Source organism: Enterococcus sp. 2201sp1_2201st1_C11_2201SCRN_220225, assembly GCF_040925905.1.
Taxonomy (GTDB): domain Bacteria; phylum Bacillota; class Bacilli; order Lactobacillales; family Enterococcaceae; genus Enterococcus_C; species Enterococcus_C asini_A.
Genome location: NZ_JBCOJC010000031.1, coordinates 18,694 through 30,224, shown reverse-complemented (window position 1 = coordinate 30,224; position 11,531 = coordinate 18,694). Strand labels below are relative to the sequence as shown.

Genomic DNA, 11,531 nt, shown 5'->3' with positions numbered 1-11,531 from the left:
GGATTGGGATTATTGGTTCATTGATTCCCGTAGCGTTAATGGTCTTTGGCTACCAACAAGTTTACGCGGTATTAAATCCCATTCTCTTGCGCTCCAATTACAGTATGGTGCAGCCTGGAAACTTCAGTTGGCAAATTTCCATCGTGCTTTTAGCCGTTGGATTTATCATTGGTTCACTGGGGTCGGTCTTATCTATGCGCCGTTTCTTAAAAGTTTAAAAATAGTAGAATCCTGTCATTTGGCAGGATTTTTTTTAGCTTTAATAAGGCAGTAGCTGGATTGAAAATGCAAAGAAAAATGCTTTGTCATTTGCAATCTAGAGTGCTGTCTGCTTTATTATGCCATTTCCTACCCTGTAACTTTACAAGTTTTGTGAAGTTCGTTATGCTAAAGTTGAGAAGGTTGTTGGGGGGCCGAAGATGGCAGTCATTACGGAGAATTTATTTACGATTTTATTACTAGCAAATATTTTGCTATCATTGGTGATTGTCTTTCGAGAACGTCGGGACACGGCTCAAACCTGGGCTTGGCTTTTAGTCTTGAGCTTTGTACCAGTGGTGGGATTTGTCTTGTATTTCTTTTTTGGCCGGGGAATTTCCAAAGATAAGATTTTTGACTTGAAGATGCAAGGCAAAATTGGGATGAATGTGGAAATTGAAGAACAAGGTCAAGCACTAAAGCGAGACCTATTTCCCCATCCTCCTACGGCTCGTGTGGACGCCAAGCAACTGATTTATATGCTCACGGTTTACGAGCGAGCCTTGTATACTACCAATAATCAGGTGCAGTTGTTTACAGATGGTCGTAAAAAATTTGACGCTTTGATTGAAGATATCAATCAAGCTTATGATCATATTCATTTTGAGTATTATATTTTTCGTGGCGACCAGTTAGGCCTAGAAGTGCGAGAAGCATTGGTAGCTGCTGCAAAACGAGGCGTAAAAGTTCGAGTTTTATTAGATGCATGGGGCTCAAATGGAGTGGCACGTCATTTCTTTGACCCTTTAGTAGCAGCTGGTGGAGAAGTATCCTTTTTCTTTCCACTGTTTGTGCCTTATATCAACCCCCGAATCAATTACCGCAATCACCGGAAAATTGTGGTGATTGATGGTCAGATCGGGTATACTGGAGGCTTTAATGTAGGGGATGAATACTTAGGCTTAGTGGAAAAATTTGGCTATTGGCGAGACAATCATCTGCGGATTGCCGGTCCAGCAATTTATAGCTTGCAAAACCGTTTTTTGATGGATTGGAATTCTCAACACAAAGAAGAAATTTCCTATGCTGCAGCTTACTTTCCCCAAATTGAGTCTCAAGGAAAAGTCGCTATGCAAGTGGTGACCAGTGGGCCAGATTCTGAGTATGAACAGATTAAAATGACGTATTTAAAGATGATCAATATGGCAAAAAAAGAAATCTTAATTCAAACACCTTACTATATTCCCGATGGCTCCATTCATGAAGCGCTAAAATTGGCCTTATTGTCTGGGGTAAAGGTGTATTTACAAATTCCCAATAAGCCGGATCACCCTTTAGTATATTGGGCGACCTATTCCTTTGCAGCGGAACTGTTGGAGTACGGAGCTTCTGTGGCAACTTATGAAAATGGTTTTATTCATGCTAAAACCATGGTGATTGATGAAGGCATAGCTTCAGTAGGTTCTGCTAATATTGATGTTCGTTCTTTCCGCTTAGATTTTGAGGTAAACAGTATTTTATATGATGCTACTATGGCTCAAGAAGTACGTCAGGCCTTTTTTGCAGATCGACTGCTGTGTCAGGAATTAACAAAAGAATTATACAACCAGCGGGGGATTGTCATTAAGCTAAAAGAAGGCTTAGCGCGCTTAGTTTCACCATTGCTGTAAAAATAATTGAATCAGTCATTTGCAATTTGCAAGGGCCAGAGTTTTTGGTAGAATGAAGTTGTTTGCGGCATGTCCCGGACAAAAAAAGATCCTGTTTTCTCTTTTAAGAACGGACAGGCTAGATGGATGAAGGAGCAAATGAATGAAAAAACGTCTAATACTCGCTTTAGGATTGATTACTTTACTGGCCTTAAGTGGCTGTGCCAAGTGGATTGACCGGGGCGAATCAATCACCGCAGTAGGTTCTTCTGCTTTACAACCTTTAGTAGAAACCGTAGCGGAAGAATATCAAACCAAAAATCCCGGCAAGTTTATTAACGTACAAGGTGGCGGGAGTGGGACTGGTTTAAGCCAAGTTCAATCTGGTGCAGTGGAAATCGGCAATTCCGATTTGTTTGCGGAAGAAAAAAGTGGCATTAAAGCCGAAGAACTGGTGGATCATAAAGTAGCTGCAGTAGGGATTGCCCCCATTGTGAATAAAAAAGTTGGGGTTACCAATTTAACCATGGAACAGCTAAAAGGGATTTTCCTAGGGGAGATTACCAATTGGCAAGAAGTTGGTGGTGCCAATCAAGCTGTGGTAATTTTAAACCGGGCAGCAGGTTCTGGTACCCGAGGAACTTTTGAAAAATGGGTTTTAGATGGCCAAACTGCCATTCCTGCTCAAGAACAAGATTCCAGTGGCATGGTACGCCAAATTGTTGCGGATACTCCAGGAGCTATTAGTTATGTGGCCTTCTCCTATGTCACAGAGGATGTAATGACGTTAAACTTAAATGGGGTCTCTCCCACAGATGAAAATGTCACTACTAATGACTGGCCAATTTGGGCATATGAACATATGTATACCAAGAAAAATCCTGACAGCCTAACTAAAGAATTTTTGGACTATGTTTTATCAAAAGAAGTGCAAGAAGGAATTGTAGGGGAATTAGGCTACATTCCAGTGTCTTCCATGAAGGTAGAACGAGACTGGCAAGGCAATGTGATTGAATAATCTTTACACAAAATTTACAATAAGTTTATGGGAAATTGATGTTGCTCTCCTAAAATAAAATCGTAGGAAAAAAGCAGTGGGACATGGCGTGCTCTTCACCGCCACAGGCGTGAAGAGGCTGGGTCGGCTGCTTTTTTTGAATCTAGCTTTTCAAAAAGTAATCAGCGTAACAAATGAATTTTTCGCTGAGGTTAGGAAATAAAGGAGGAATTATTTTGGAGGAAGATGTGAAAAAAGCGCTCTTGACCAAGTCAAAGCGTGCCCGCATGGAGCAGCGAGGAAAGATTATCAGTTTTTTATGTATCGCTTTAATCGTGCTTGTGGTGGTTTCAATCTTTTATTTTGTAGCGAGTAAAGGTTTGGCAACTTTTTTTAAGGATAAAGTGAATGTCTTTTCCTTTCTTTTTGGGACGGATTGGAATCCTAGCCAATTAGGCGCTGATGGCAAACCTCAAGTAGGGGCTTTACCGATGATTGCCGGCTCTTTTATTGTGACTTTCTTGTCAGCGATTGTAGCCACACCTTTTGCCATTGGGGCAGCGGTTTTTATGACGGAAATCTCGCCGAAACAAGGACAAAAAATCTTACAACCAGTTATTGAACTCTTAGTAGGGATTCCTTCTGTAGTATACGGTTTTATTGGGCTGTCCGTCATTGTACCGGCTGTGCGCTCTGTCTTTGGTGGTACTGGTTTTGGGATTTTAGCCGGAACTTTTGTCTTATTTATTATGATTTTACCAACTGTGACCACGATGACGGTAGATGCCTTAAAAGCTGTACCTCGGCATTATCGAGAAGCTTCACTAGCACTAGGGGCTACTCGTTGGCAAACCATTTACAAAGTAGTCTTACGAGCAGCAATCCCTGGAATTTTAACTTCAGTGGTCTTTGGTATGGCCCGGGCTTTTGGGGAAGCCTTAGCGATTCAAATGGTTATCGGGAATGCGGCTTTAATGCCAAATTCTTTAGTAACGCCAGCTTCAACGTTAACCTCGATTTTGACCATGGGAATTGGGAATACGATTATGGGTACCGTGGAAAACAACGTACTTTGGTCCTTGGCTTTAATTTTATTACTGATGTCTTTAATCTTTAATATTATCATCCGCTTAATCGGCAAGAAGGGGGCTTTTAATAAATGAACGCAAAACGCTCGGATAAAATTGCTACTGGGATTTTATATGCCATTTCCGGTACGATTGTTTTAATATTAGCGGCGCTCTTATTGTATATTTTAGTGCGTGGGGTACCTCATATTTCTTGGGAGTTTCTAACCTCGCCTTCAAAGGCCTATCAAGAAGGCGGCGGGATTGGGATTCAATTGTTTAACTCGTTTTACTTGCTGTTGATTACGATGTTGATTAGTTTTCCCATTTCGCTAGGGGCGGGGATTTATCTATCAGAGTACGCTAAGAAAAATTGGCTAACTGATGTGATTCGTACGTCCATTGAAATCTTAAGTTCTTTGCCATCGGTTGTGGTAGGTCTCTTTGGATTCTTGATTTTCGTTATTCAATTCGGCTATGGCTTTTCAATTATTTCTGGCGCCTTAGCTCTGACTTTTTTTAACTTGCCTTTGTTAACTCGAAATGTAGAAGAGTCATTACGGGCGATTCATTACACCCAACGAGAAGCCGGGCTGGCCCTAGGCTTATCCAGATGGGAAACGGTATTGCGTATCGTGGTTCCTGAAGCTACTCCGGGAATTTTAACGGGGATTATCTTAAGTTCTGGGCGGATTTTCGGGGAAGCGGCAGCCTTGATTTACACTGCTGGACAAAGTGCTCCGGCTTTGGATTTTTCCAACTGGAATCCATTAAGCGTCTCTAGTCCCATTAGTATTTTTCGTCAGGCGGAGACATTGGCTGTGCATATTTGGAAAATCAATACAGAAGGTACCATGCCAGATGGAGAAGCCGTATCTGCCGGTGCTTCTGCGGTCTTGATTATCGCAGTTTTATTGTTTAACTTTGCCGCTCGCGCTGTGGGCAAACGTCTGTATAAGAAAATGACTTCTGCATAGATTGGAGCAAATCAATGAGTTATGATATGAATGATCGCCATTTGATCACCTTTGACAAAGATGACAGTGTGGCCTTATATACTGAAGATTTAAAAGTTTGGTACGGACAAAATGAAGCCATTCACGGGGTGGATTTACAATTTGAAAAAAATAACATCACTGCATTAATCGGGCCTTCTGGTTCTGGAAAATCCACTTATTTGCGTTCTTTAAACCGAATGAATGATGGAATTTCTGGTACCAGTGTTACTGGTAAAATCATGTACAAAGACGTGGATGTCAATCGTCATGATATTGATGTTTACGAAATGCGCAAACGCATTGGCATGGTCTTCCAACGGCCAAATCCTTTTAGTAAGTCAATTTATGAAAACATTACGTTTGCATTGAAGCGCCATGGAGAAAAAGACAAACAAAAGTTAGATGAAATTGTCGAATCCAGTTTGAAACAAGCAGCTTTGTGGGATCAAGTCAAAGACAACTTGAATAAAAGTGCTTTGGCACTATCCGGTGGACAACAACAACGGCTGTGTATTGCCCGAGCAATTGCGATGAAACCAGATATTTTATTATTGGATGAACCTGCTTCGGCTCTTGATCCGATTTCCTCTGGTAAAGTGGAAGAAACCCTAGTCAACTTGAAAGAAAACTATACGATTATCATCGTGACTCACAATATGCAACAGGCTGCACGGATCAGCGATTATACAGCCTTTTTCTATCTAGGTAGCGTGTTGGAATACGATAAAACCCGAAAAATCTTCACCCGGCCCAAAATTAAGGCCACTGAAGATTACGTTTCAGGACACTTTGGTTAAGGAGGATGGAGATGACTGAACCACTGATTTCATCACAGGATTTACATTTATACTATGGCGAAAAAGAAGCCTTAAAAGGCATTTCCATGGGCTTTGAAAAAAATCATATCACCGCTTTAATCGGTCCTTCCGGCTGTGGCAAATCCACTTATTTGCGCACGTTAAATCGCATGAATGATTTAATTCCTGGTGTGACGATTACCGGAAATGTACAATACAAAGGCAACGATATCTATAGTCCGAAACAAGACATTGTGGAACTCAGAAAAGAAATCGGCATGGTTTTCCAACAACCAAATCCATTTCCTTTTTCCATTTACGAAAATGTCATCTATGGGTTAAAATTAAAAGGAGAAACAAACAAAGAAAAACTGGACCAAGTGGTGGAGGAAAGCTTGAAAGCCGCCTCCGTGTGGGATGATGTAAAAGACAAACTCCACACTAGCGCTTTGTCACTATCCGGCGGTCAGCAACAGCGAGTGTGTATCGCTCGGGTATTAGCCGTAGATCCAGAGATTATTTTATTGGATGAACCGACTAGCGCCTTGGATCCTATTTCATCAGGGAAAATTGAGAATACGCTGTTTCATTTAAAAGAGCGTTACACGATGATTATTGTGACCCACAATATGTCGCAAGCTTCCCGAATTTCCGATAAGACCGCTTTTTTCTTAGAAGGGAATTTGATTGAGTTTGATGATACAAAGAAGATTTTCTTAGAACCAAAACAAAAAGAAACAGAAGATTATATTTCCGGCCGTTTTGGCTAACAGAAAGTGAGGAGTATGGTTATGTTGCGGACACAGTTTGAAGAAGAGTTGTTAAATCTTCACAATCAGTTTTATGAGATGGGGATGATGGTTAGTAATGCCGTCCATAAATCGGTAAGAGCTTATATTAAACACGATAAATCACTGGCTCAAGAAGTGATTGATCACGATGTGGAAATCAATGATATGGAAGTGCGCTTGGAGAAGAAGAGCTTTGAAATGATTGCCTTGCAACAGCCGGTAACTACTGATTTGCGCATGATTATCACGGTAATGAAAGCGAGCTCTGATTTAGAACGCATGGCTGATCACGCGGTATCCATTGCGAAATCCACCATTCGAGTTAAAGGGGAAACCCGGATTCCGGAAATTGAAAAAGAAATTTCTGATATGAGTGATTACGTAAAAAAAATGGTAGACAACGTTTTAATCGCCTACGTGAAGACCAATGAAAAAGATGCTCGGTTGATTGCGGATATGGACACGCGGATTAATGACTACTATCACCAAATTTATCATCAAGCCATTGATTCCATGAAAGAAAATCCCGAAACCGTCATTAGCGGAAGCGACTATTTATCAGTAGCCCAATACTTGGAACGCATTGGCGATTATGTAACCAATATTTGTGAGTGGATTGTTTATCTTGCTACTGGGAAAATAACCGAGTTAAACACCAACCGTGACGAAGCCTTCTAGTCGTTTAAAACAAACTTCCCTAATACTTGTCCATTGCGGGCAAGTATTTTTTTGGGATTTTTTGTTTTGAATTTGATTTCTATGAAAAATGAGTTGTTTTCCGAATTATAGAGCGCTAACTGAACTTACCAAAAGCTCATAAGTCCCCAGCTTGTCTTCGTTTAAACCCATTCATTCGATTATCCGCCTCAAGTTGGGGAAAAGTTCGGTCTTTAGTCCTATGACATTTTCTCGTTTTCTTGGCATAATAGCAATGTAAGATGAACTTGCAAAAAAATACAATCAAGGAGGCTCATTTTCCATGAATGAACGAGAACGAGTATTAGACTTAGTAAAAAAAGGTGTACTCTCAACGGAAGAAGCCTTAGACCTACTAGAAGGCCTAGCCAAGGAAAAAGGTGAAAAACACATTCAAAAGGCCAATGAAGAAGTAATTGCTGATAAGAAAGATTTTGTCGATAGTCTATTAGAAGATCCTGAAGAAAAAGATTTCACTCAAGATATACAAGACCAGAAAACTGCAGATAAAAAAAATCTCGATGCGATTTTGGATGATTTGGCAACTGAAGCCAATCGGACTTCTGTCGAATTAGACGAGTTGAATGTAGAAATCACTGGTTTAGATAGCCAATTAATTGACACCCAAAGCAAATTAATGGAACTAAATACTAAAGAAGAGTTGGATATTTTATCTGAAGAAGAGCTAGCTCAAAGACAAGCATTAGAAGCTGAATTAAAAGCTTTGGAACTTTCTAAAGAAGATTTGGAAAACGAAAAAGCAGATTTAGAAACGCAGTTAAAAGGACTGAAAAAAGATCAGTGGACTCAGATGAAAGACGATTTTCGCAGCAAATTCAATGATGATTGGAAAGATCAAGCTTCCGATGCTTTGAATCAAGCGGGCGAAAAGATGGCAGAAGCCGGGAGTCAAATTGGTCGCTTATTGAAGCACACTTTTTCTGCCGTTTCTCAAACGGTGAATGACAATGTGGAATGGAAAGACATCAATGTTAAAGTTCCCGGCGTGTCGAATACCAAATTTGATCACAGCTTTGAATTCGATGCCAGTGATGCAACGATTTTGGATGTGAAAGTGGCAAACGGAAATGTGGATTTTGCAATTTGGGAAGAAGATTTCGTTAAAGTTGATGCTAAAATCACTCTTTATGGAAAGATGGAGGGCTCAACGCCACTGGATGCCTTTAACGAACGCAGCCGTATGGAAGTAGATGATGATCATATCTTGTTCCACGTGCCAAATAAACGAGTACGGGCAGACTTGGTATTCTATTTACCAAATCGGATGTATGACCATGTGGCTGTAAAACTATTAAATGGTAATGTTCAAATGAAAGATTTGGAAGCCAAAGATGTTTACACCCAATCGACAAACGGCAATATGGATTTCAAAGATTTGACGGCAACAATGCTAGAAATCAATGGTGTGAACGGCAATATCACTTTAGCAGGTGGGGAAATCATGGATACGATCATTGAAAATGTCAATGGGAATATCACGGTGAAAACCACACCACAAACCATTGGAGCATCGTTAGTTAATGGAGATATCCGCCTGACTTTTGCTGGGACTAACTTGAAGAAAATCGACGCTAGTTCTGTCAATGGTACTGTGAAAGCTGCCCTATCACCAAACTTAGGTTTAGAAGGAACAGCTAAAACCAGTCTCGGAAAAATTAATTCTCGCATGAGCAACTATGAAGTTGTACGGGAGAAAAAAGCCAAGATGAATCAACTCTTGCAATTTCGTCGGCAAGCAGAAGATAGTTGGGCACAAATTGAACTTTCCACGACAACAGGAAATATCTTATTAAAAGATACCGATCAATAAGAAACCGAGGACAAAAGTGAGCAGTGAGTGGATGGAATCATTCACCACTGCGACTTTTGAACTCATTGTAAAGATAGTAATTTATCCAATGATTATTGGAAAAAAGATGAAAAATCCTTTGAAATACGGTAAAATTTGAGAGGATAGAGGTGAGCAAATATGAGAAAGACTTTAACAAAATCTCCAACAAACGTAGTAATGACCGGGACCCTAGGTGGAATTGCCGAATTCATTGGCATTGATGCCACCATTATCCGGGTGTTGTACGTATTCTTATCCTTAGTGACAACCGGTTTTCCTGGCGTGTTATTGTACATCGTCTTGGCATTGGTGATTCCTTCAGCTAAAGGAGGCCATCGTTCCAACCCAGGTAATCCATACCGTTCTGGATCGAAAGGCAGCTACAAGCAATTTCGTCAACAACCACCAAAAGAAGCCGAAAAAATCGATGATGACGACTGGAGTGACTTCTAATGACGTACTTCCAGCGTTTAGTGGTAAATACAGTGACATTTATCGCTTTGACTCTTCTTTTGCCTAGTCAGTTTCATGTGGCTAGTCTGTTAACAGCAGTCATTGCGGCCTTTGTCCTGTCGATTCTAAATGGTATTTTACGACCAATTTTAGTAATCTTATCCTTGCCATTGAATGTTTTAAGTCTAGGCTTGTTTACTTTTGTGATCAATGGTGGGATGTTGAAGCTTACTTCTTCTTTGGTCGGAACTGCTAATTTTGGCTTTGCCTCCTTTGGCTCCGCTTTGTTAGTAGCGGTAATCATGTCCATTGTGAATTTAATCGTCACAGAGCATGCCTTAGACAAATACAAGCAAGAGTAGAACCTCTTCTCAAATCGAGAGGAGGTTTTTTTGTATTTTCTACTATTTTCAAAATCAAAACATGATACAATTATTATGAGGAAAGATTTAGAAAAAACAAATAAAATACGTTAATCAAAAAGGAGGGAACTTCTCAGTAGTTCAATGCCGGTTATTTTGGGGGATTGTGGATTAAAAAATGACGGTAGTACCGAATGAATAAGGATGAGGGTAGTGATGATATGGAGACATTGGTAGAAGGATTGCTAGGTATGGCCCAAGAACCGGGACGACTAGTGATGATGGTAATTGGTGGGGTGTTGATTTATTTAGGAATAAAAAAAGAATACGAGCCCACTTTGTTAGTACCTATGGGATTAGGAACGATTTTGGTAAATTTCCCTAATTCTGGGGTGTTGAGTGCCGGAGGGGAGGCCGGGGCTTTTCAAATTTTATTTGATGCAGGGATTAAAACCGAGCTCTTTCCCTTGCTTTTGTTTATTGGAATTGGGGCTATGATTGATTTTGGTCCGCTATTGCAAAATCCTTTTATGCTTTTATTTGGTGCAGCCGCTCAATTTGGGATTTTCTTTACGGTGATTTTAGCCATTTTACTAGGGTTTGATTTAAACGATGCGGCTTCTATTGGGATTATTGGAGCAGCAGATGGTCCTACTTCTATTTTTGTGGCCAATACCTTAAATTCCCAGTACATGGGTGCGATCATGGTGGCAGCATATTCTTATATGGCTTTAGTGCCGATTATTCAACCAGTGGCGATTAAAGCGGTAACGACAAAAAAAGAACGAAAAATCTGCATGACTTATCGAGCAGGAGAAGTCTCCCAAACGGCGAAAATTCTCTTTCCCATTGTGATTTGTGTGGTAGCAGGCTTGATTGCTCCTGTGTCTTTGCCATTAGTAGGCTTTTTGATGTTTGGCAATCTCTTGCGGGAATGTGGCGTTTTGGATCGTTTGTCCATCTCCGCTCAAAATGAATTGGTGAATTTGGTAAGTATTTTATTAGGCTTGTCCATTTCTGTTAGCATGCATTACGAAGACTTTTTGAAAGTGGACACGCTCCTTGTGATCTTTTTAGGGCTAATTGCTTTTATTATGGATTCTGTTGGTGGAGTGCTCTTTGCCAAATTGTTGAATTTATTCCGTAAAGAAAAAATCAATCCCATGGTAGGCGCAGCAGGAATTTCGGCTTTTCCAATGTCCAGTCGAGTAATCCAGAAAATGGCTACAGAAGAAGATCCTCAAAATTTCATTTTAATGCATGCTGTAGGCGCCAATGTTTCGGGACAAATTGCCTCGGTAATTGCTGGGGGACTATTGTTAGCCTTATTGACTTGATGGAGGAGGAATAAAAATGATTGCGGTAAATTTTGCTGATTTAACAAAGGGATTTGAACTGTTAGTGCTAGGTTGGGGTGGCGTCTTTCTCGTCTTGTTTATTATTTATTTAACCGCCAAAGCACTGAGTAAATTCTTTCCAATAAAAAAATAAAGAAGAAGGGGCCATGACATAAGTAACTAATAAACAAAAAATAGCGAACGTTTTGATTTTAAGTCAAATAAATGTACGTTTGAAAATTAATCGTGAAGAAGTCGTGTTTCAGTCCGTAGAAGAAACATTACCATACGTGTCCAGAGAAAAAGTGAATTACGGTGACTTAGTTTGATGAAA

The 11,531-nt window shown here is 40.3% G+C and carries 12 protein-coding genes and 1 pseudogene; all 13 read left to right on the top strand.

Annotated features, from left to right (window positions below):
- Positions 1-218, top strand: a pseudogene (locus AB5754_RS09235) (cell division protein FtsX); the annotation flags it as partial.
- A 201-nt stretch (positions 219-419) separates the two neighbouring features.
- The gene (cls, locus tag AB5754_RS09230; RefSeq protein WP_368250834.1) at positions 420-1,868 is read left to right on the top strand and encodes a cardiolipin synthase; all 1,449 of its coding nucleotides are present in this window, start codon (positions 420-422) and stop codon (positions 1,866-1,868) included.
- Positions 1,869-2,010: 142 nt separating this feature from the next.
- The gene (locus tag AB5754_RS09225; protein ID WP_368250833.1) at positions 2,011-2,865 is read left to right on the top strand and encodes a phosphate ABC transporter substrate-binding protein PstS; all 855 of its coding nucleotides are present in this window, start codon (positions 2,011-2,013) and stop codon (positions 2,863-2,865) included.
- A gap of 173 nt (positions 2,866-3,038) precedes the next feature.
- A complete protein-coding gene (gene pstC / locus AB5754_RS09220; RefSeq protein WP_311833160.1) occupies positions 3,039-4,007 on the top strand; it encodes a phosphate ABC transporter permease subunit PstC in 969 nt (322 codons plus the stop codon).
- Positions 4,004-4,888: a phosphate ABC transporter permease PstA gene (gene pstA / locus AB5754_RS09215; RefSeq protein ID WP_311833161.1), complete on the top strand. Its 885-nt coding sequence runs from the start codon at positions 4,004-4,006 to the stop codon at positions 4,886-4,888. Before pstC ends, pstA begins: the two co-directional genes overlap by 4 nt.
- A 14-nt stretch (positions 4,889-4,902) precedes the next feature.
- Positions 4,903-5,706: a phosphate ABC transporter ATP-binding protein PstB gene (pstB, locus tag AB5754_RS09210; RefSeq protein ID WP_311833162.1), complete on the top strand. Its 804-nt coding sequence runs from the start codon at positions 4,903-4,905 to the stop codon at positions 5,704-5,706.
- 11 nt (positions 5,707-5,717) lie between these two features.
- The gene (gene pstB, locus AB5754_RS09205; RefSeq protein WP_368250832.1) at positions 5,718-6,476 is read left to right on the top strand and encodes a phosphate ABC transporter ATP-binding protein PstB; all 759 of its coding nucleotides are present in this window, start codon (positions 5,718-5,720) and stop codon (positions 6,474-6,476) included.
- Between the two features lie 21 nt (positions 6,477-6,497).
- Positions 6,498-7,175: a phosphate signaling complex protein PhoU gene (gene phoU / locus AB5754_RS09200; RefSeq protein WP_311833164.1), complete on the top strand. Its 678-nt coding sequence runs from the start codon at positions 6,498-6,500 to the stop codon at positions 7,173-7,175.
- 301 nt (positions 7,176-7,476) lie between these two features.
- Positions 7,477-9,024 (top strand): daptomycin-sensing surface protein LiaX, encoded by a 1,548-nt coding sequence (gene liaX, locus AB5754_RS09195; protein WP_368250830.1) that lies wholly within the window; start codon positions 7,477-7,479, stop codon positions 9,022-9,024.
- Between the two features lie 159 nt (positions 9,025-9,183).
- Entirely contained in the window at positions 9,184-9,498 is a 315-nt protein-coding gene (locus tag AB5754_RS09190) for a PspC domain-containing protein (RefSeq protein WP_311833166.1), read from the top strand.
- On the top strand, positions 9,498-9,860 hold the full coding sequence (locus AB5754_RS09185; RefSeq protein ID WP_368250827.1) for a phage holin family protein: 363 nt from the start codon (positions 9,498-9,500) through the stop codon (positions 9,858-9,860). The genes AB5754_RS09190 and AB5754_RS09185 overlap by 1 nt, the downstream gene beginning before the upstream one ends.
- A 221-nt stretch (positions 9,861-10,081) precedes the next feature.
- Positions 10,082-11,197 carry a sodium ion-translocating decarboxylase subunit beta gene (locus AB5754_RS09180; RefSeq protein ID WP_368259557.1) on the top strand — a complete coding sequence of 372 codons (1,116 nt, stop codon included), beginning with the start codon at positions 10,082-10,084 and terminating at the stop codon, positions 11,195-11,197.
- A 19-nt stretch (positions 11,198-11,216) separates the two neighbouring features.
- A complete protein-coding gene (locus AB5754_RS09175; RefSeq protein ID WP_311833391.1) occupies positions 11,217-11,351 on the top strand; it encodes an OadG-related small transporter subunit in 135 nt (44 codons plus the stop codon).
- Positions 11,352-11,531 lie beyond the last annotated feature (180 nt).

Coding starts and splice junctions, on each gene's coding strand:
- cls (WP_368250834.1), top strand. CDS start 420: ATGGCAGTCATTACGGAGAATTTATTTACGATTTTATTACTAGCAAAT.
- AB5754_RS09225 (WP_368250833.1), top strand. CDS start 2,011: ATGAAAAAACGTCTAATACTCGCTTTAGGATTGATTACTTTACTGGCC.
- pstC (WP_311833160.1), top strand. CDS start 3,039: ATGAATTTTTCGCTGAGGTTAGGAAATAAAGGAGGAATTATTTTGGAG.
- pstA (WP_311833161.1), top strand. CDS start 4,004: ATGAACGCAAAACGCTCGGATAAAATTGCTACTGGGATTTTATATGCC.
- pstB (WP_311833162.1), top strand. CDS start 4,903: ATGAGTTATGATATGAATGATCGCCATTTGATCACCTTTGACAAAGAT.
- pstB (WP_368250832.1), top strand. CDS start 5,718: ATGACTGAACCACTGATTTCATCACAGGATTTACATTTATACTATGGC.
- phoU (WP_311833164.1), top strand. CDS start 6,498: ATGTTGCGGACACAGTTTGAAGAAGAGTTGTTAAATCTTCACAATCAG.
- liaX (WP_368250830.1), top strand. CDS start 7,477: ATGAATGAACGAGAACGAGTATTAGACTTAGTAAAAAAAGGTGTACTC.
- AB5754_RS09190 (WP_311833166.1), top strand. CDS start 9,184: ATGAGAAAGACTTTAACAAAATCTCCAACAAACGTAGTAATGACCGGG.
- AB5754_RS09185 (WP_368250827.1), top strand. CDS start 9,498: ATGACGTACTTCCAGCGTTTAGTGGTAAATACAGTGACATTTATCGCT.
- AB5754_RS09180 (WP_368259557.1), top strand. CDS start 10,082: ATGGAGACATTGGTAGAAGGATTGCTAGGTATGGCCCAAGAACCGGGA.